This is a genomic window from Stenotrophomonas nitritireducens (assembly GCF_001700965.1).
GTDB lineage: Bacteria > Pseudomonadota > Gammaproteobacteria > Xanthomonadales > Xanthomonadaceae > Stenotrophomonas > Stenotrophomonas nitritireducens_A.
In genome coordinates this window covers 4,115,089-4,134,767 of sequence record NZ_CP016756.1, presented here as the reverse complement: position 1 = coordinate 4,134,767, position 19,679 = coordinate 4,115,089, and the positions used below count along the sequence as shown (strand labels likewise).

Genomic DNA, 19,679 nt, shown 5'->3' with positions numbered 1-19,679 from the left:
CCGGCAACTACAGCAGCGCCACCAACAACGGCGCTGCGGCAACGTTCACCAAGCCTGCCATCACCATCACCAAGCCGGCAATTGCCCCCTCGCTTTCGCCCAGCTCACGCGCCTTGGCCACGCCCATGCCGTGCGCGCCCATGCCGAACAGCGCACCGCGCGCCATCGCGCTACGCACCGGCAGAAACTTCAGCAGCAGCTGACCAAACAGTGCGCCGCAGATGCCGGTGATGATCACGAACACTGCGGTCAGTTCGGGGATGCCACCAATACGGCCGGACACATCCATCGCGAATGGCGTGGTCACCGAGCGCGGCGCCAGGCTCAGCTGCAACTCGGGGGACAGATGCAACGCGCGGGCCATCAGCCACGCCGCGATGATGGCCGTGGCGCTGCCTACCAGCACGCCAGCACCGAGCACCTGCCAATGCCGCGCGATCAGCGCACGCTGCTGGTAGATCGGCACGGCGAAGGCGACCGTGGCCGGCCCCAGCATGGCCATCAGCCAATGCGTGCCGCGAAGGTAGTCGTGGTAGTTGGCGTGCAGCAGCAAGGCCAGCGCCAACAACACCAACGGCGCGGTGATCAGTGGCGATGCCCAGCCCTGCTGGATGCGCCCGTAGAGGCGCTTGGCCAGCACATAGGCACCCACCGTGACCACGGCCCAGAACAGCGGCCAGAGCAGCTGCAGCGGATGGCTGATGACGGCTTCAAGATTCATTGCGTTGACTCCAGCGGAACAACCCTTCCACGGTAAGTGCGGTGACCGCCATCACCAGCACGGTGCCGCCCACCACCACCGCGAGCAGCTTGATCCCCAGCCAACCGAACATCTGCCGGTTGTCGAGCAGGATCATCGCCGCCGGCACGAAGAACAGCAGCATCTCGGCCAACAGCCACTGCGCACCGCGGCTGAACGAACGCGGCGACAGCCACTGCAGGGCGAAGGCCAGCAACAGCACGAACAGGCCGACGATGCCGCCGGGTACCGGCACTCCAAACTGACGCATCAGCACATCGGCCAGCAGCCAGACACCCACCAGCGCGCCAATCTGCAGCCCGGTGCTGCGGCGCAGCCAGCGTTTCACGCCTACCCGGCAACGACGCAATGACAGCAAAAGCATTTCCATGCCTCCTATGTACGCCGCCCTCATCCATAATTAAAATGAATTCAATTCATCCAATGGATTCCAATACAGAATGGATATCCGACAGCTCCGCATGCTGGTCGAGGTGGTACGCCACAACGGCTTTTCTGCCGCCGCCGAAGCGGTCTTCGCCACCCAGCCGACCCTGAGCAAGGCGATCCGGCAGCTGGAGGACGAGCTTGGCGAGGTGTTGCTGGAACGCTCACGCCAAGGTGTGCGGCTGACCCCGGCCGGTCAGATCGTCTACCGGCGCGCCCTGGCGCTGCTCGGTGAGCGCGAGGACATGCTGCGCGAACTGCAGGAGCTGCGCGGCCTGCAGCGGGGCGAACTGCACCTGGGCCTGGCGTCGCTGGGCAGCGACATCCTGTTCGCCCCGGTATTTGCCCAGTTCCGGCAGCGCTATCCGCAGATTGAGCTGCAGGTGCTCGAGCGCGGCAGCGAGGCGCTGGAAGAAAGCCTGCGCGCCGGCGAGATTGAGCTGGCCGCCAGCCTGTTGCCGGTGGCCGACGACCTGGACTGGCAACCGGTGCGCACCGAACCGCTGGTCGCGCTGCTGCCAGCCGGCCACCCGCTGGCGACACGACGCACATTGAAACTGCAGGACCTCGCCGAGGTGTCGTTCGTACTGTTCGAAAAAGGCTTCATGCTCAACCGCCGCATCATCAAGGCCTGCATGGCGCGCGGCTTCACCCCGCGCGAGGTCAGCCGCAGTGCGCAACCGGATTTCATCGTGGCGCTGGTTGCCGCCGGGCTGGGGGTGGCGATGCTGCCACGGATGATCGCGCAGGCGCGACAACGCCCGGACGTGGTGCTGGTGGCATTGGACGAGCCGGAGCTGGACTGGAAGATGGCCGTTGCGTGGCGTCGCGGCGGCTTTCTATCCGCCGCCGCGCAGGCCTGGCTGGCGCTAGTGGCGGAGCAGCATGGCCACACCATGCCAGCGGACTAGTTTTCTACAGCCCACCAAAATGCTCCGGCCACGGTGACTGCAGCGCTGCATCAGGGTCTGCCTGCGTGTTCGGCGACCACAACCCGTGAGGGCCATCCGCTTTTCGCGTTTGCCCCAACGTTGCCAGACAAATAGGCCGCGGCCACGCGCCATGGGTAGTTTCCCTACATCCCAATGGATGAGAAGGGAGTGATCAGACGGGTGAAACCACAGTGAGGCAGGGCGAACAATCCCGCTGAACAATGCCGACTGTCGTTTCTAGACTATGCACCTGCTTGGTTACAGCCTGATTACCGCCGCAAGGACATCGTTTCGCCGCCACTGCATTGCACCGCACCTGCCCCGACGGGTTTACGCCGTAGGCGGGTGCATACCAGGCGGCCTCTGCATCATCCGCCTCCGGGCGCCCTCCTTGCGCATCACCTTGTTCAGTACAGGGTTGCGCCGGCATTGCCTGCGCACTTCCGTCTGACCACCCCGCGGAGCGACGGATCCACCGTGCCTTCGTATCAATACTTTGAAAGGAACTACATATGACGTGCAACACCCCCACGGCTCTGAAGATGGGCGCCGCCGCCCTGGCGTTGACGGCACTGCTGTGCTCCTCCGCACAGGCTGCGTCGGGCTCGATCACCTTCAAGGGCGAAATCGTGCAGTCCACCTGTGACGTCACCACCGCCAGCATCGACCAGACCGTCACGATCGGCAAGTTCCCCACCACGCTGTTCAAGAACGTGGGTGATGTCTCGGCGCCGAAGAGCTTCAGCATCGGCCTGCAGAACTGCGCCGCCGGCACCTATACCCTGCGTTTCGACGGCATTGTGCCTGCCGGCCATCCGGAATTGCTGGCAGTCAGCGCCGCCACCGGCATCGGCATTGAAATCCTCGACCACAATGAAAACCTGTTCCCGATCAACCAGGACATCAAGGACCCGGCCGTCGTCACCGTCGGTACCACCGGCACCGCCACGGTCAACCTGAAGGCACGTTACAAGTCCTACTCCAAAGCCGTGACTGCAGGCGCAGCGGACGCCAACTCGACGTTCTCGATCGAGTACCGCTAAGCAAGAACAGTGCTGCCGGCAATGTCCGGCAGCACTGCTGTCCCCTGTCCCTCCCGGTAGCAAGCAACTGTGCCCATGTCTGTACTCTCCCTCCCTTTCCAACGGCCTGCCCTGCGCTTGCTGATGGCACTGCTGATCGTCTTCGGCATTGGCGGCCAAATCGCGTCCGCCGCCGTGCACGTGGAAACCACGCGCGTGATCTACAGCGGCCACGCGGCATCGGCTGCGCTGACTCTGAGCAACCGCAGCACGCTGCCTTACATGGTGCAGACCTGGCTGGATGACGGGGACGGCATGCCCGAGGGTAAAAGCTTGCCGATGCTGCTGACCCCGCCCCTGATGCAGTTGTCGGCCGGCGAACAGGCGGTGCTCAGGGCGATCTACTCGGGCAGCGGTTTGCCGCAGGACCGGGAGTCACTGTTCTGGGTGAATGTGCAGGAAATACCGCCGCGCTCCGAAGCCAGCAACGTCCTGCAGGTGGCCATCCGCACCCGCATCAAGCTGTTCTATCGACCGGCCGCGCTCGACACCACGCTGGAGGAAGCTGCCCATGCGCTTCAGTGGCGCATGGCCGGCGACCAGCTGCAGGTGACCAATCGCAGTCCTCTGCACATCACGTTCGCCGAAGTGCAAGGCCGGGCAACAGCCGGCCCCGACAGGAAAGTCGACCTGGACATGATCGCACCCGGGCAGTCGATGAGTATTCCCGTCGCGGCGCTCGATCTGCACGGCAGCAGCACACTGCGCTTTTCCTACATAAATGACTTCGGCGGCATCACCGAACTTGCAGACGTCGCCGTGACGCGCTGACGTCTTCGTCAAAGAGTCCAGCCATGCTTCGCACAATCCGCGCCACCCTGCGGAGGGACACGTTTGTCCCTCGTTTGGCACCGCTCGCCGTCGCGCTCAATACCCTGGGTATCGGCACTGCAGTTGCGGCGCCCCAGTTCAACCTCGACTTCCTGCGCGGTGCGCAGAACGAAGACGACGTGGCCATGCTGTCGAGTCCAGGCTCGGTGTTGCCCGGCACGTATCCGTTTTCCGTCTACCTCAACGGCGATGAAATCGCCCGCGAGGATATCCGCTTCGAGCGCCTGGCCAGCGGCGAGGTGCAGCCCTGCCTGACCCGTACACGCCTGCGGGCCTGGAGCATCCGCCTACCCAACGGCCAGCGCGACCCGCAGGTACAGGCTCGCTGTGAATCGTTGCCGGCCCTGCTGGCAGGCAGCCAGGTCAGCTATAACGGCAATCAGCAGCGACTCGACCTGCAGGTGCCGCAGGTTCATCTGCATACACTGCCGCGCGGCTATATCCGTCATGCGTTGCGTGACCAAGGCATCAATGCGCTGTTGGTCGAATACACCTTGAACGGCTCGCATGACCGGCAGGAACACGCCGACAACAGCAATTATCTGTATGCCTCGATCAATAGCGGACTGAATCTGGGCATGTGGCGGCTGCGTCATACCGCCAATCTCAACCGCACGTCGAATGACCCCGCCACCGGCAACCGCACGCATTGGCGATCACGCAGTTTCCGCGTCGAGACCGACCTGGGCTCGCAACGCAGCAGACTGGTGCTGGGCGACAGCTATACCGCTTACGGCGTGTTCGACAGCGTCCGTTTCCGCGGTGCGAAGCTGGCCAACGACGATGACATGCTCGCCTTCAGTCAACGCAGCTATGCACCGGTGGTACGCGGCATGGCCCCCACCGGCGGCCGCGTCGAGGTACGGCAGGACGGGCACCTGGTCCACTCCATCAACGTCGCGCCGGGGCCTTTCGAGATCAAGGACGTCGTTCCCAATCGCATGAGTGGCGAATTGGAAGTGTCGGTGATTGGTGCAGACGGTGCCGTGCAACGCCATCGCCAGGCGTTCTCCGCCGTTGAAACCATGCTCCGGCCAGGTCTGACCCACTACGAGCTCAGCGCAGGCATCCTGCGCAATGGCGAAGAACGCTACCGGCCCGGGTTTGTGCAGGCCACCCTCGCCCACGGCCTGCCCTCCAGCGCCACCCCCTATGGCGGCCTGCTGGTGGCGCAGAACTACCAGTCCATCGCCATGGGCGTGGCGCATGACCTGGGCCGTTTCGGTTCGGCTTCCATCGACATCAGCCACGCGCGCACCCAACTGGCCAGCGGCGGCAGTCGCACCGGCCAGAGCTACCGCTTCCTCTACTCCAAGTCCCTGAACGCGCGTGGCACCGAGTTCCGCTTGGTCGGCCATCGCTATTCCACCTCGGGCTACTACGGCTTCAGCGACGCGGCCAATGAGCACGAACAGTGGCGCAACGACCACTACGAACGCTGGGAGGAGGACTTCGAAACCAGCGACAGCGCCGCATCCGCCGATCCGGCCTGGCGCCCTCCGGCGCGGCAGGCGATAACAAGCGCGCGCTACCAAAACAAGCGCAGCCACCTGGAAGTCGCGGTTGACCAGCGCATTCTCGACGACTACTCGCTCAACTTCAGCTACAGCAGCCAGAATTACTGGGCAGCACAGGCACGCGAGCGCAACCTTCACTTGGGTTTCAATGGTCGTATTGGTGCGGTCAACTACAGCCTCTTTTTCCGTGACACGCGCAGCCGCCGTGGTCGCTCGGACCGCAACCTGGGGGTGTCGCTTACCGTTCCACTGGGCCGCAGGGCCGCGGCACGTGCCAATGCCGTCAGCGCTTACAGCCACTCCCGCAACTCCGGTGCCAACTACCAGGCGGGCATCAACGGCACGGCCATGCGCAGCGAGAAACTGGGCTATGGGCTGAACCTGGGCCATTCCGATCGCGGCAGCTCCGCTGCGGTCAATGCCAACTACACCGGCAGCAAAGGAAGCCTGAGCTTCGGTGCAACCCGGGCGCGTGACTACCAGCAGGTGAACTGGGGAGCCAGCGGGGCCTGGGTGGTGCACGGCAACGGCCTCACCCTGGCGCAGTCGTTGCATTCAAGCAACGTGCTGGTGCATGCCACCGACGGCGCCGGCATCGGCCTGGAAAACCAGTCGGGCGTCCGCCTGGACCGGCGCGGTTATGGCGTCATTTCCGGCGTGGCCGCCTACCGCAACAACCGCGTGGCCTTGCGCAGCGATGACCTGGGTGCCGACATCGATGCCAGCCGGATCAACGGCACGGTGGTTCCCACCCGTGGCGCTCTGGTACGCATGGATTTCGATACACGCCGTGGCAGCAACCTGATGGTCCACTCCCTGCTCGGCAACGGCAAGCGAGTACCGATGGGTGCGGAAGTGTTCGACCACGATGGCCACAAGCGTGGCGTGGCCGGCCCCGATGGAACCCTGTTCGTCAGCGGCGTGCGCCCCGACGACAGCCTGTCCGTGCGCTGGGGACAGGAAACCTACCAGGCCTGTGAACTGCACCTGGCCTCGCTGCAGCTGTCCGCCAGCACCATCAAAAGCCAGGGCTACCGCCATGTGGACCTGCAATGCACCCAATCCGGTGCGCAACCCCGAGATCGACCATGACGTACCTGATTCGAAACCTGTGCCTGCTGCTCGTGCTGCTTCTGCCGCAGGCAGCAGCGGCAATGTCCTGCAAGGAAACGTTTTCCGAAACCGTCCATCAACAGATCAATCTGCTCAACGACATCACCATCTCCCGCGGTGACGCCGTGCGCGGCAGGCTGTTGTGGCGTTCGGAGGAGTTCAGCATCAGCTTCCGTTGCCTGGACGCGCAGTCCGCGCCCGATGGCGAGTATGCGTTTTTCTATTGGGACCCCGACAACAGCATCGCGCAGCTCCATCCTTCCATCGAGGTCGGGGTAACCATTGGCAATACCGACCATCGCATCAATGGCGGAACGGCGCGGCTGCTGGTCGGCGCAGGCACCGTGCCGCCGGCAAACCGGCCCAACTGCAAAAAGCATTGGAACCATTCCAAAGCAAAACGCTGCGCAACGTCCAACGTACTGGGTGTCACCTTCTCGATCTACATCAAGGCAACCGGGCTTCCCCCGCCGGTCAATGGCCTGATCAACAACAGCCGCAGCTTCGATCTGTTCCAGGTCGATGGCGATGGCGGCTTGAACACCAGCCCGGGCTCCAATTACCGCGCGGGCATCGGCGGACTGGGTCATATCCGTTTCATCGCCTGCAACCCGGAAATCCGGATCGTGGCCAATGCCGGCAGCACCGTCGATTTCGGCAGGATCTCCACGTCCACCATCCATATGGGCGAGACCAACAAGATGTCGTTCTGGCTCGAAGTGGACATGACCCACCCGACCGCTGGCGGACAATGCAGCCAGCAGATGCTGATGGCCACCTTCGACACCGCAAACAAGCTGTATGAGGGCACCGTCATCCTGCCGCGCCGCAACGGCAACTTTGGCATCGTGTTGTCCGACCCTGCCAGCAGCGAGCGCTACATTCCGATGAAGAAGACCATCCCCTTGGGCACGGTGAACCACGGCATGACCCGCAAGGAGTTCAGGGCGTCGCTGTTCTGGATGGATGAGGAGCCTGCACTGGGGCCGTTCTCGGCTACAGCTACGGTGAATGTCACTTTCCGTTGAGGAGCGGCCAACGCTCCGCGCAGGGACGAGGGTTCAACAGACAATTACCGGTAGTGGCGAGCCACGCTCGGCAGGGTTCTACCGGCAAAGCCTGTGCCGAGCATGGCCCGGCACTAAAGTGATGCCTGTTGATCGCCGCTGTGATTGCGAGCGGCCTGCATGTCCACCCAGCGCCACCGCACAAGCAAAAAGCCCACGCAGGACGTGGGCTTTTTGTTTTCAGCGCGCCAGGGAATCGTAGCCCTGCGGCGAACTCACTCCCACTCGATCGTCGCCGGCGGCTTGCCGGAGATGTCGTAGACCACACGCGAAACACCGCGCAGCTCATTGATGATGCGGTTGGAAACGCGGCCGAGGAAATCGTACGGCAGGTGCGCCCAATGCGCGGTCATGAAGTCGATGGTCTCCACTGCACGCAGTGCGATCACCCACTCATAGGCACGCGCATCGCCCACCACGCCCACCGACTTGACCGGCAGGAACACGGCGAACGCCTGGCTGGTCTTGTCGTACAGGTCAGCGGCACGCAGTTCTTCGATGAAGATCGCATCGGCCTTGCCCAGCAGCTCGGCATACTCACGCTTCACTTCGCCGAGGATGCGCACGCCCAGGCCCGGGCCCGGGAACGGATGGCGATAGACCATCGCACGCGGCAGACCAAGCTCGACGCCGAGGCGACGCACTTCGTCCTTGAACAGTTCGCGCAGCGGCTCAACCAGCTTGAGCTTCATGTCCGCCGGCAGGCCCCCCACGTTGTGGTGGCTCTTGATGACGTGCGCCTTGCCGGTCTTGCTGCCGGCCGACTCGATCACGTCCGGATAGATCGTGCCCTGTGCCAGCCACTTGGCATTGCTTAGCTTGTTCGATTCTTCATCGAAGATCTCGACGAACAGGTTGCCGATGATCTTGCGCTTGGCTTCCGGATCGCTGACGCCTTCCAGTGCCTTGAAGTAACGGTCGGCGGCATTCACGCGCACGACCTTGACGCCCATGTTGTCGGCCATCATCTGCATGACCTGGTCGCCTTCCTGGAAGCGCAGCAGGCCGGTGTCGACGAACACGCAGGTCAGCTGCGTGCCGATGGCCTTGTGCAGCAGCGCGGCAACCACCGAGGAATCAACGCCACCGGACAGGCCGAGGATGACCTCATCGCTGCCAACCTGCTCGCGCACGCGGGCGATCTGGTCGTCGATGATGTTGGCAGCGGTCCACAAGGTGGCGCAGCCGCAGATATCGGTGACAAAGCGCTTGAGCAGCGCCGAGCCCTGCTTGGTGTGGGTCACTTCCGGGTGGAACTGCACGCCGTACCAACGCTTTTCCTCGTTGGCCATTGCGGCCACCGGGATGCGATCGGTCACGGCGGTAATAGCGAAACCCGGCGGCACGTGGGTGACGTGATCGCCATGGCTCATCCACACATCCAGGCGCGGCTCGCCGTTGTGGTCGGACAGACCACCCAACAGCGCGTCGTTGCCCTGCAGCTTCACTTCGGCATGGCCGAACTCGCGCTGGTCAGCGGCTTCGGTGCCGCCGCCCAGCTGCTTGGCCATGGTCTGCAGGCCGTAGCAGATGCCCAGCAGCGGCAGGCCGCTGTCGAACACCTCCTGCGGTGCAGCCGGTGCGCCTGGCAGCGTGGTGGTTTCCGGGCCGCCGGACAGGATGATGCCCTTGGCACCAAAGGCGGCGATCTCGGCCGGATCATGGTCCCAGGCCCAGATTTCGCAATACACGCCGAACTCGCGGATGCGACGCGCGATCAGCTGCGTGTACTGTGCGCCGAAATCGAGGATGAGGATCTTGTCGTTATGGATGTTGGTCATGGGGCCAGGAACTAGAAGTTGGGAACTAGGAACTAGTGAGTGCACGCGCGGGAACATATAGAGAAAGAGGAACGGGACACTGGTTCCTCGTTCCTCTTCACTCGTTCCTGCTTCAAGCGCGGTAGTTCGGCGGCTCTTTGGTGATCTGCACGTCGTGGACGTGGCTCTCACGTTGGCCGGCGCCGCTGATCTTTACGAAGTTCGGCTTGGTGCGCATTTCTTCGATGGTGGCGCAACCAACATAACCCATGGTCGCGCGCAGGCCACCGATGAGCTGGTGGATGATGCCGCCAACCGGGCCGCGATACGGCACGCGGCCTTCAATGCCTTCGGGTACCAGCTTGTCGGCGGTAGCCGCGTCCTGGAAGTAGCGGTCCTTGGACCCCTTCTCCATTGCCGCCAGCGAACCCATGCCACGGTAGCTCTTGTAGGAGCGGCCCTGGAACAGTTCGGTTTCGCCCGGCGATTCCTCGGTACCGGCCAGCAGGCCGCCGATCATCACCGTCGATGCACCGGCGGCAAGCGCCTTGCCGATGTCACCGGAATAGCGGATGCCACCGTCGGCAATCAGCGGGATGCGATCCTGCAGCGCTTCGGCCACCAGGTCGATCGCGGTGATCTGCGGTACGCCGACACCGGCGACCACGCGGGTGGTGCAGATCGAGCCCGGGCCGATACCGACCTTGACTGCATCGGCGCCGCAATCGAACAGCGCCAGTGCGGCATCGCCGGTGCAGATATTGCCGCCGACAACCTGCACGTTCGGGAAGTTCTTCTTCACCCAGCGCACGCGGTCCAGCACGCCCTGCGAATGGCCGTGCGCGGTGTCCACCACCAGCACGTCAACGCCGGCAGCGACCAGCGCCTCGACGCGACGATCGGTGTCGCCACCCACGCCAACCGCAGCACCCACCAGCAGACGCGTTGCGGCGTCCTTGGCGGCGTTGGGGTTGTCGGTCTTCTTCTGGATGTCCTTGACCGTGATCAGGCCGCGCAGTTCGAACGCGTCATTGACCACCAGCACCTTCTCGATACGGTTGCGGTGCAGCAACTGCAGCACTTCGTCGGAGGCCGCGCCTTCCTTGACCGTGATCAGGCGATCCTTCTTGGTCATGATGTGGCGAACCGGATCGTCCAGCTCGGTTTCAAAGCGCATGTCACGATGGGTGACGATGCCGGCCAGCTGGCCATCGCTGCCTACCACCGGCACGCCGGAGATGTTGTGCGCCTGGGTCAGTGCCAGCACGTCGCGGATCGTGGTTTCCGGACCAACGGTGATCGGGTCGCGGATCACGCCGGACTCGAACTTCTTGACCTTGGCTACTTCGGCCGCCTGCTGCTCGACGCTCAGGTTCTTGTGCAGGATGCCGATGCCGCCGATCTGGGCCATGGCAATGGCAAGGCGTGCTTCGGTAACGGTATCCATGGCAGCCGAGATGATCGGCAACTTCAACCGCAGGTCGCGCGTCAGCCGCGTGCCGAGGTCAACGTCCTTAGGCAGAACGATGGAGTGAGCGGGGACGAGAGAAACGTCATCGTACGTTAGTGCTTCAGCCTGGATGCGCAGCATCGGCGTGCCCGGTAGATGTGGGGAAGCGCGACATTTTACCCTGATTTGGCCGCCGATGGCAGGGGGCGGATGCGACGCAGTGTCGCGCTGGCGAGGGGATATTCAGAAATCGAGCGGCAATGGCCCTGTAGTGCCGAGCCATGCTCGGCAGGGGCTTTCCCTGTAAGGCTCCAGCCGAGCATGGCTCGGCTCTACAGGTGAAGCATTCCCGGGAAAGCCTTTGCCGAGCATGGCTCGGCACTACATTGATGCTGTGCCGGGAAAGCCCCCTGCCGAGCGTAGCTCGGCACTACACGCCTCAGAACGTCAAACCCTCAACGCTGGCCTCGGCCGCTTCGATCGTGTTCTGCATCAGCGTGGCCACGGTCATCGGGCCGACCCCGCCCGGCACCGGGGTGATCCAGCTGGCGCGCTGGGCCGCGGCCTCGAAGCCGACATCGCCGACCAGCCGACCATCCTCCAGCCGGTTGATGCCGACATCGATGACCACCGCACCCGGCTTCACCCATTCACCCGGGATCAGCTGCGGGATACCCACCGCCACCACCAGGATGTCGGCATTGCGTACCGCCTGCTCCAGCACGTGCTTGGGCGTGAATTTATGGCAGCTGGTCACCGTGCAACCGGCGATCAGCAGTTCCAGGCCCATCGGCCGGCCGACATGATTGCTGACCCCCACAATGGTGGCGTTGCGGCCGCGCACCGGCTGATCGGTATGGCCGAGCAGCGTGGTGATGCCGCGCGGCGTACACGGGCGCAGGCCGAACTCCCGCAGCACCAGGTGGCCGACGTTCTGCGGATGGAAGCCATCCACGTCCTTGCGCGGGTCGATGCGCTGGATCAGCCGGTTGGCGTCGGGAATGCCCGGCAACGGCAGCTGGATCAGGATGCCGTGAATCTTCGGGTCGGCATTGAGCTGGTCGATCAGGTCCAGCAGCTGGGCCTCGCTGGTGCCTTCGGGCAGGTCGTAATCAAAGGCTTCGATGCCAACCTTCTCGGCGGCGCGACGCTTGTTGCGCACGTACACCGACGAAGCGGGGTCGCCGCCCACCAGCACCACGGCCAGCCCCGGGCGGGTGCCCCCGGCCGCCAAGCGGGCGTCGACGCGCACCTTCAAATCGTCGAGCAGCTCCTCGGCAATACGGCGGCCATCAAGGATGCGGGAGGTCTGCGTGGAGGCGTCGGCGAGGACAGTCATTGGGCATGGCGGTGAACACGGGGGCGGCTATTGTCCCTGATTACGGCCAGCGCCACACCTTGTCATGACCCCTGCGCCCCGGCTGAATCGGCAGCGGCCGGCTCCTCTGCCCCGGCAATGGCGTCGGGATTGAGCGGACGCGACTCGCGCCGCGGCGGGGTAAACGGCGTCGGTGTCGGCGCCCCGGGGGTGTTGCGGTACATCAGGCCGGTATCGGCCTGCAGCCCGCCACCGGCCATTTCCAGCTCGAAGCGCTCGGCATCGCGGCGGCGGATTTCGCGCGCGACCACATCGGCCTCGTCCTCGTCCACACCCAGTTGCATCAACGCCACGCGACCAAACTCCACCGCCGACTCGAAGGTCTCGCGGATCTGGAAATCAACACCTGCATGTATCAACGAAAGCGAATGCTCGCGGTCGAACGAGCGCACCAGCAGCTTGGCCAACGGAAACTCATGACGGACCAGCTCGACGATGCGGTCGGCGGCAACCCGGTCATCCACGCAGACCGCGATGGCACGCGCGGTTTCGGCACCGGACGCACGCAGGACGTCCAGGCGGGTGCCATCGCCGTAATAGATCTTGAAGCCGAAACGGCCCGCGCTGCGGATCATCTCGATATCGTTGTCGATGATGGTCACGTCCACGTCGCGCGCAAGCAGCGACTGGCTGGACACCTGGCCGAAGCGGCCAAAACCGATCACCAGCACGCTGCCGCTGAGCCCATCGGCCGCATCCACGCCCTCGGTGGACACCTGCCCTTCCTTCACCACCAACCGGTAGACCAGCATGCACAGCGGCGTCAGCGCCATCGACAGCACCACCACGGCGGTCAGGTTGGCGTTGACCCTAGCATCGATCACGCCGGTACTGGCCGCCGCCGCGAACAGGACGAAGGCGAATTCACCGCCCTGCGCCATCAGCACACCGCGATCCAGCGCCTGCCGGTGATCGCTGCCCGTCACCCGCGCCACGCCGTAGATGCACAGCGCCTTGGCCAGCATCATCGCCGGCACCAGCAGCGCGATCAGCTTCCAGTTGGTGGCCACCACCGACAGATCCAATGCCATGCCCACGCTGAGGAAGAACAGCCCCAGCAGAATGCCGCGGAACGGTTCGATGTCCGCCTCGATCTGGTGACGGAAGGTCGACTCGGACAACAGCACGCCCGCCAGGAACGCGCCCATCGCCATCGACAGGCCGCCCAGCTGCATCAACAGCGCAGCACCCAGCACCACCAGCAATGCGGCGGCGGTCATCACCTCGCGCGCCTTGGCCGCGGCCAGAATGCGGAACAGCGGATTGAGCAGGTAGCGGCCCACCAGTACCAGGCCGACGATGGCGCCTGCGCCAATGGCGATGCTCAACCAGCGCGAACCCTCCTGCGCACCGGTCTGCACCGGCGCCATCCAGGCCACCACTGCCAGCAGCGGCACGATCAGCAAATCCTCGAACAACAGGATGGAGACGATTTTCTGCCCGGAAGGCAAGGTTAGGTCGCCGCGCTCCCCCAGCAACTGCATCACCACTGCGGTGGAGGTCAGCACGAAACCGGCGGCGGCGATGAAGGCAATCTGCGGGCGGTAGCCGAACAGCATCGCCACACTGGTGAGCACGATCGTGCAGGTGGCTATCTGCGCGGTGCCCAGACCGAATATCTCGCCGCGCAGGCTCCACAGATGCGACGGCCGCATCTCCAGGCCGATCACGAACAGGAACATCACCACGCCCAGTTCGGCCACGTGCAGGATCGCCTGCGGATCGGAGAACCAGCCAAGGCCGAACGGTCCGATGGCCAGCCCCGCAACGAAGTAGCCCAGCACCGAGCCCAGCCCGAGCCGCCGGAAGATGGGGACGACCACCACGGCCGCTCCCAACAATGCCACCACGCTTACCAGTTCCGCCGAAGACTCTGCCGCCATGTCACACCACCTTGTAATCGTCCAAGCGCACGATAGAGCAAAAACGCTGCAGATCTGCCCATCACCTGCGCCTGCATCAGCTCAGGGGCGGTGCGAGCAGAACGCGGCGTAGTCGATATAACCCGGGAATGGCACACCCGGCGCGCATAGTGGGCAGGCCGGATCGGCAGGGACACGGGTTTCGCGGAAGCGCATCTGCAAGGCATCAAAACGCAGCAGGCGGCCGGTCAGGGGCTCGCCGATATCCAGCAGCAGTTTGAGTACTTCGGTGGCCTGGATGACCCCGGCCAGCCCCGGCAGCACACCAAGCACGCCGGCCTCGGAACAATTGGGCGCGAACTCGGGCGGCGGCGGCTCCGGGAACAGACAGCGGTAACACGGCGCGACACCGCGTCGGCGGCCGGCATCGAACACGCTCACCTGCCCATCAAAGCGCTCGATCGCCGCATAGACCAGCGGCTTGGCGTGCTTGATGCAGCCATCGTTGAGCAGGTAGCGCAGCGGAAAATTATCCGAGCCATCCAGCACCACGTCCACGTCCTGCAACAGCGCATCCACATTGATCGAGGTAACGCGCGCGGCAATGGCTTCGACATTGATGTGCGGGTTCAACGCCAGCAACCGTTGCCGTGCCGAATCCACCTTCGCCGTGCCTACGGCGGCTTCGGCGTGGATGATCTGACGCTGCAGGTTGCTGCGTTCGACCACGTCGTCATCGACGACACGCAGCGTGCCTACGCCGGCGGCGGCCAGATAGAACGCCGCCGGGGCACCGAGGCCACCTGCACCAACCACCAGCACGCGTGCCTGCTGCAGCCGTCGCTGCCCGGCCTCGCCCACCTGCGGCAACAGCAGATGGCGGGAATAGCGGTCGTAGAAGTCGCGCTCCGCGTCCCCCAGCACCGGCTGCACCAGCGGCAAACCGTTCGCACGCCAGGCAACGGTGCCGCCGCTTACCGAAAACACATTGCTGTAGCCCGCTGCCTGCAAGGCCTGTGCAGCGTCGGCTGAGCGCTTGCCGCTCTGGCAGATCAGCAGGATCTCGCGCCCGGCGGCCGGCAGGTGCTGCGCGGGGCCGGCAAGCAATTCCGCCTTTGCAATGCCGATGGCGCCTTCGGCCATGCCGCCCGCCCGCTCGTGCGCTTCACGCACGTCGATCAGCAAGGCGCCACAGGCATGACGTGCCCGGGCCTGTTCAGGTGTCAGTTCGGGGATGCTCATGCGGGGATTATCGGTCAAACCGGCGCGGCCAGTGGAAAGGCCTGCAGTGCATGTGATGGACGCAAAACAAAAGCGGCCCTGCGGCCGCTTCTGTCTATATCGCTTGCAGTGCTGGAATCACTTCCTGCCCTTGACGTGCTTCATCAAGCGCCGCTTGGCCTTGACCTGGCGGTCGGTCAGTACATTCTTCTTGCCCTCGTACGGGTTGGCACCCTCACGGAACAGGAAGGTCACCGGCGTACCCACCAGCTTGAAGCGCTTGCGGAAGAAGTTCTCCAGGTAGCGCTTGTACGAATCCGGCAGTTCCTTCAGCCGCGTACCATGCACGATGAAGGTCGGCGGATTGCTGCCACCCGGGTGCACGTAACGCAGCTTGGAAACATGGCCACGGATGCTCGGCGGCGGATTGGCTTCGTACGCCACTTCCAGCGCCTTGTTGACCTCGGCCGTGCTGAACTCGTGCGTCGCCGAGGCATGCGCCCGGTGAATCGCCTTGAACAACTCGCGCAGGCCAGAACCGTGCAGCGCGGAAATCCGCACGTTCTCGGCCCACGGCACGAAGCCGAGCTTCAGCGACAACAGGGTTTCAGCCTGCTGCTTGTCATACTCGCTCAGGCCGTCCCACTTGTTGATCGCAATGACCAGCGCACGACCGGCATCCAGCACCGCGCCCAGCACGCTGGCATCCTGATCGGTCACGCCCTCGTGGGCATCCAGCATCAGCACCGCCACCTGACACTGCTCGATCGAGCGCAGCGTCTTGACCACGCTGAACTTTTCGACCACTTCCTCGACCCGCGCCTTGCGACGCAGACCGGCGGTGTCGATCAAGCGGTACAGCTGGCCCTCGCGCTCCAGGTCCACCGCAATCGAATCGCGGGTGGTGCCGGGCACCTCGGACGCAATCATCCGCTCCTCGCCGAGGATGCGGTTCACCAGCGTCGACTTGCCCACATTGGGGCGGCCAACGAAGGCAATGCGGATGCGATCCGGATCGTTGTCCAGGGTCTCGGCCGTGCCTTCTTCGGGCATGCGCTCGACAATTTCCTCAACCAGATCGTCGATGCCCTGCCGGTGTGCGGCAGAGACAGTCAGCATCTCGCTGAAGCCATAACGGGAAAACTCCGAACGAACGCCATGTTCGTCCGTGCCGTCGATCTTGTTGATCAACAGCAACGTAGGCCGCGCAAGTTTGCGCAGCCAAGACAGGATCTCGTCATCCAGGGCCGACGTGCCATCACGCGCGTCAACAACAAATACGATCAGATCCGCCTCACCGGCGGCGGCTCGGGCTTGGCGCGCAGTGGCGCCAGCCAGCCCTTCCTCTTCACCGGCGATACCACCGGTATCGACGATCAGGAAGGGATTGTCCTCATCAAGACGGCAGACACCGTAATTGCGATCGCGGGTAACACCCGGCTGGTCATGGACCAGCGCATCACGCGTACGGGTCAACAGATTGAAAATAGTGGACTTACCGACGTTCGGCCGTCCAACCAGGGCGACCAAAGGCAGCATCGCTATAACTCCTTATTGGGCCAACCGGAATGCGGTCAGCTTTCCATCAACGTTCTGCACCAGCAGGATGCCGTCGGCAACGACCGGCTGCGCCAGCAGAGCATCACCACCGCTCTTCTCACGCGCAGCCAATTCACCATCGCTCAACCGCAGCCAATGCAGATATCCCTTGTAATCCCCCACCACGGCATAGTCACCCTGGATGGCGGCACCGGTCAGCGAGCGGCGCGCCAGCGCCTGCTGTGACCACATTGCCGAGCCGGAATTCTTGTCCAGCCCGTATACAGAACCCTTGCCGTCGGTAACCACGACATTGCCGGAAGACACCGCAACACCGCCGCCACCGCCATGGTCACGCGACCACATCGGGCGACCGGTCGGGCCTTCGATGGCCATGGTCTGGTTCTTGAAGCTGGTCACGTACAGCGTGTTGCCTTCCAGCACCGGGGCGCCGTCGATATCCGCCATGCGCTCCAGCTCGGTACGGCCTTCCGGCGTACCCACCATCTGTTCCCACAGCGGGCGACCATCCTGCATGGATAGCGCCGCGACAGTACCGTCGTCGTTGCCGATGAACAGCACGCCCGGGCCGGTCACCACCGGCGCGTTGCCACGCACAGTCAGCGAAGGCAGTTCCTGCGCATTGAACCAGCGCTGTTCGCCGGTGGCGGCATCCAGCGCGGTGGTGCGGCCATCATTGCTGCGCACGAACACCAGGCCCTGCGCCACGGCGGGGGCGGCAATCACTTCGCCGGTCACCTTGGACTTCCACTTTTCGCTGCCGTTGGCGGCGTCCAGTGCGATCACCTGCCCGTCCAGCGTGCCGATCACCACCAGCCCATCGCCGGCACCCGGACCACCGGAAAGACGCAGCTTGGGCTTCTTCTTTTCCTTGGCCGGGCTGTATTCCCAGATTTCCTTGCCGGTCTGCAGGTCCAGCGCATGCACGCCGCCCTGCACCGCTGCCGCGTAGACGCGACCATCGGCAACCACCGGACCCTGACGCAGGCCGATTCGGCCCTCGCCCTTGCCGACGTTGGCCGACCAGATCTTGTTGACCCGCGCGGTCGGCTCGAACTTGGTCAGCTCGGCCGGCTCCAGCGCCTTCTTGGCCGCAGCATCCTTACCAGCAAACCAACCCTTCACCGTGGAACAACCGGTCAAGGCCACTGCCATCAAGGCAATGCCTGCAACATGCTTGAACTTCATCAATTCTTCTCCGCTGCAGGATCAGCCACGGTGCCGCCGGCGTCCATCAATTTGGTTTCCAGCAAGCGGCGCTGCGGTGCAGCCACGTCCAGCTTGGCCAGCGCTTGGGTATACAGCTCACGCGCTTCATCACGCTTGCCCTGCGCGATCAAGGCATCACCACGGATTTCCAGACCGGAACTGTCGTCGGCCGCGCCCAGCAAGGTCGCAGCGTCCTGGGGCTTGCCGGTTTCAATCAGCAGCCGCGCGATGCGCTGGTCGATCAGGGTCTTGAACTCCCCCTCGACCTTGAGCGCGCGCAGCGTCTTGATCGCGTCCTCGCTCTTGCCCGCCTCGACCTGGGCCTTGGCCAGTTCCAGCGAAGCCAAGTCGGCATAGATGCCTGCCTTGCCGCCGCCGAGCGCCGCAACCTCTTTGGCCGCCTCGTCCAGGTTCTTGGACTGCAGGCTGCGCGCCACCGCTTCATAACGGACGTTGGCATCAGCCAACTTGCCGACCTGCTCTTTCTGCCACCACTGCCAACCGGCAATAGCGCCAATACCGAGAACTACCCCGCCGATAATCCCGGCGCCATTCTTGCGCAGCCACGTGCGGACACGTTCGCTTTGTTCGTGCTCGTCGAGCAGGTCGTCAATCGCCATGCGTACTCTCGCTCACCCCGGAGGGGAGCCTTGTTGTTTTGTTCGACGCCTGGTTTCAGTGTGAAACCGGCGCCACGGAGCCGTCAGAGGATACCGTAAAGCGGGCCACATTACCGCGCTTGTACGGAGCCAGGTCGACGTTACCCGCCGCCTGCTGAACCTCGACCTCGGCCGCATTGCCCAGCACCATGCGGCCCACCTGGCCGGCAGCAAAGCTGCGCCGTTCACCGGCCCGCACCATCGCCTTTTCAACCGTGGCGCCGTCCGGGGCGGAAATATCCACCCAGCTGTCGCCCTTGAAGGTCAGCGTCAGCGCCGACGGTGCCGCCGCTGCGGGCCGCGCCAGCGGCGCCATCGAGGCGATATAGGGGCCATTGTCGGGGGCTGGTGCCGCAGCGGGCGCCTGAACCGGTGCGGCCGGCTGGCCAGCGGCGTCCGGCGCCGGAACCACGTCCAACGAGGCGGTACTGGGCGGCGAACTATTGGAATTGCCGCTGATAACGTACCAGACAGGCACTGCCAGCACGGCGGTGATCACCACGTAGACCGCACGCCGGCCGATGTTCTCGGCCGCACGCCGCAGCCGCGGGGTGTGGGTGTGGCTGACCAGCTTCGGCGGCTCGACCGGCGCGAGCCGCGCCTGCTCCAGCAGCCCGCCGAGGTCGACCTTCAGCAGGCGCGCATAACTGCGCAGCTGGCCGCGCACGAAAACCGGCGCACCCAGGCGATCCCACTGCTCCGCCTCCAGCGCGCCGACCACCTGCACCGGCATGCGCAACTGCCCGGCAACCTGGTCCAACGACAACCCGGCAGCCTCGCGCGCCTTGCGCAGCTGCTCGCCGCAACCCATTACACCTTCTAAAGCATTTACACCCGGATCATTGATCACAA

16 protein-coding genes are annotated in these 19,679 nt (G+C 64.2%); 5 read left to right on the top strand and 11 right to left on the bottom strand.

What is annotated here, in order from left to right; all coding sequences use genetic code 11:
- Positions 1–7: 7 nt before the first annotated feature.
- Positions 8–721 carry an LrgB family protein gene (locus tag BCV67_RS17675; protein ID WP_062167899.1) on the bottom strand — a complete coding sequence of 238 codons (714 nt, stop codon included), beginning with the start codon at positions 719–721 and terminating at the stop codon, positions 8–10.
- Complete coding sequence (locus BCV67_RS17670; protein ID WP_065868157.1) at positions 711–1,130, bottom strand: CidA/LrgA family protein; 420 nt, start codon at positions 1,128–1,130, stop codon at positions 711–713. The genes BCV67_RS17675 and BCV67_RS17670 overlap by 11 nt, the downstream gene beginning before the upstream one ends.
- 70 nt (positions 1,131–1,200) lie before the next feature.
- On the opposite strand from BCV67_RS17670, the gene BCV67_RS17665 reads away from it, so the two are divergent.
- The 5 genes from BCV67_RS17665 (at position 1,201) to BCV67_RS17645 (ending at position 7,689) form a co-directional block, all read left to right on the top strand.
- On the top strand, positions 1,201–2,097 hold the full coding sequence (locus BCV67_RS17665) for a LysR family transcriptional regulator (RefSeq protein ID WP_062167901.1): 897 nt from the start codon (positions 1,201–1,203) through the stop codon (positions 2,095–2,097).
- Positions 2,098–2,630: 533 nt separating this feature from the next.
- Entirely contained in the window at positions 2,631–3,161 is a 531-nt protein-coding gene (locus tag BCV67_RS17660) for a fimbrial protein (protein ID WP_216635685.1), read from the top strand.
- A gap of 123 nt (positions 3,162–3,284) precedes the next feature.
- Entirely contained in the window at positions 3,285–3,971 is a 687-nt protein-coding gene (locus BCV67_RS17655) for a fimbrial biogenesis chaperone (protein WP_197429995.1), read from the top strand.
- A gap of 23 nt (positions 3,972–3,994) precedes the next feature.
- On the top strand, positions 3,995–6,640 hold the full coding sequence (locus tag BCV67_RS17650) for a fimbria/pilus outer membrane usher protein (RefSeq protein WP_082746564.1): 2,646 nt from the start codon (positions 3,995–3,997) through the stop codon (positions 6,638–6,640).
- Positions 6,637–7,689, top strand: coding sequence for a fimbrial protein (locus BCV67_RS17645; RefSeq protein ID WP_062167907.1), 1,053 nt, complete (start codon positions 6,637–6,639; stop codon positions 7,687–7,689). Before BCV67_RS17650 ends, BCV67_RS17645 begins: the two co-directional genes overlap by 4 nt.
- Positions 7,690–7,943: 254 nt before the next feature.
- Here BCV67_RS17645 and guaA read toward each other — a convergent pair whose 3' ends face one another.
- From guaA to BCV67_RS17600, 9 genes are all read right to left on the bottom strand, one after another.
- Positions 7,944–9,509, bottom strand: a complete 1,566-nt coding sequence (gene guaA / locus BCV67_RS17640) for a glutamine-hydrolyzing GMP synthase (protein ID WP_062167909.1) — start codon at positions 9,507–9,509, stop codon at positions 7,944–7,946.
- 112 nt (positions 9,510–9,621) lie between these two features.
- Entirely contained in the window at positions 9,622–11,079 is a 1,458-nt protein-coding gene (gene guaB / locus BCV67_RS17635) for an IMP dehydrogenase (protein WP_062167911.1), read from the bottom strand.
- A gap of 298 nt (positions 11,080–11,377) precedes the next feature.
- On the bottom strand, positions 11,378–12,277 hold the full coding sequence (gene folD, locus BCV67_RS17630; RefSeq protein WP_062167913.1) for a bifunctional methylenetetrahydrofolate dehydrogenase/methenyltetrahydrofolate cyclohydrolase FolD: 900 nt from the start codon (positions 12,275–12,277) through the stop codon (positions 11,378–11,380).
- Between the two features lie 62 nt (positions 12,278–12,339).
- Entirely contained in the window at positions 12,340–14,199 is a 1,860-nt protein-coding gene (locus tag BCV67_RS17625) for a monovalent cation:proton antiporter-2 (CPA2) family protein (protein WP_062167915.1), read from the bottom strand.
- An 81-nt stretch (positions 14,200–14,280) separates the two neighbouring features.
- Positions 14,281–15,420, bottom strand: a complete 1,140-nt coding sequence (moeB, locus tag BCV67_RS17620; protein WP_062167917.1) for a molybdopterin-synthase adenylyltransferase MoeB — start codon at positions 15,418–15,420, stop codon at positions 14,281–14,283.
- 117 nt (positions 15,421–15,537) lie between these two features.
- A complete protein-coding gene (der, locus tag BCV67_RS17615; protein WP_062167919.1) occupies positions 15,538–16,938 on the bottom strand; it encodes a ribosome biogenesis GTPase Der in 1,401 nt (466 codons plus the stop codon).
- 12 nt (positions 16,939–16,950) lie between these two features.
- Entirely contained in the window at positions 16,951–18,147 is a 1,197-nt protein-coding gene (bamB, locus tag BCV67_RS17610) for an outer membrane protein assembly factor BamB (protein ID WP_062167921.1), read from the bottom strand.
- Positions 18,147–18,788 (bottom strand): YfgM family protein, encoded by a 642-nt coding sequence (locus BCV67_RS17605; protein ID WP_062167923.1) that lies wholly within the window; start codon positions 18,786–18,788, stop codon positions 18,147–18,149. The genes bamB and BCV67_RS17605 overlap by 1 nt, the downstream gene beginning before the upstream one ends.
- A gap of 55 nt (positions 18,789–18,843) precedes the next feature.
- Complete coding sequence (locus BCV67_RS17600; RefSeq protein ID WP_062167925.1) at positions 18,844–19,677, bottom strand: helix-turn-helix domain-containing protein; 834 nt, start codon at positions 19,675–19,677, stop codon at positions 18,844–18,846.
- Positions 19,678–19,679: the final 2 nt, after the last annotated feature.

Excerpts from the sequence above, each read along its gene's own strand:
- BCV67_RS17665 (WP_062167901.1), top strand. The coding sequence starts at position 1,201 with ATGGATATCCGACAGCTCCGCATGCTGGTCGAGGTGGTACGCCACAAC.
- bamB (WP_062167921.1), bottom strand. The coding sequence starts at position 18,147 with ATGAAGTTCAAGCATGTTGCAGGCATTGCCTTGATGGCAGTGGCCTTG.
- BCV67_RS17625 (WP_062167915.1), bottom strand. The coding sequence starts at position 14,199 with ATGGCGGCAGAGTCTTCGGCGGAACTGGTAAGCGTGGTGGCATTGTTG.
- BCV67_RS17655 (WP_197429995.1), top strand. The coding sequence starts at position 3,285 with ATGGCACTGCTGATCGTCTTCGGCATTGGCGGCCAAATCGCGTCCGCC.
- BCV67_RS17670 (WP_065868157.1), bottom strand. The coding sequence starts at position 1,130 with ATGGAAATGCTTTTGCTGTCATTGCGTCGTTGCCGGGTAGGCGTGAAA.
- BCV67_RS17645 (WP_062167907.1), top strand. The coding sequence starts at position 6,637 with ATGACGTACCTGATTCGAAACCTGTGCCTGCTGCTCGTGCTGCTTCTG.
- BCV67_RS17605 (WP_062167923.1), bottom strand. The coding sequence starts at position 18,788 with ATGGCGATTGACGACCTGCTCGACGAGCACGAACAAAGCGAACGTGTC.
- BCV67_RS17675 (WP_062167899.1), bottom strand. The coding sequence starts at position 721 with ATGAATCTTGAAGCCGTCATCAGCCATCCGCTGCAGCTGCTCTGGCCG.
- guaB (WP_062167911.1), bottom strand. The coding sequence starts at position 11,079 with ATGCTGCGCATCCAGGCTGAAGCACTAACGTACGATGACGTTTCTCTC.
- moeB (WP_062167917.1), bottom strand. The coding sequence starts at position 15,420 with ATGAGCATCCCCGAACTGACACCTGAACAGGCCCGGGCACGTCATGCC.
- der (WP_062167919.1), bottom strand. The coding sequence starts at position 16,938 with ATGCTGCCTTTGGTCGCCCTGGTTGGACGGCCGAACGTCGGTAAGTCC.
- BCV67_RS17660 (WP_216635685.1), top strand. The coding sequence starts at position 2,631 with ATGACGTGCAACACCCCCACGGCTCTGAAGATGGGCGCCGCCGCCCTG.
- guaA (WP_062167909.1), bottom strand. The coding sequence starts at position 9,509 with ATGACCAACATCCATAACGACAAGATCCTCATCCTCGATTTCGGCGCA.
- BCV67_RS17650 (WP_082746564.1), top strand. The coding sequence starts at position 3,995 with ATGCTTCGCACAATCCGCGCCACCCTGCGGAGGGACACGTTTGTCCCT.
- folD (WP_062167913.1), bottom strand. The coding sequence starts at position 12,277 with ATGACTGTCCTCGCCGACGCCTCCACGCAGACCTCCCGCATCCTTGAT.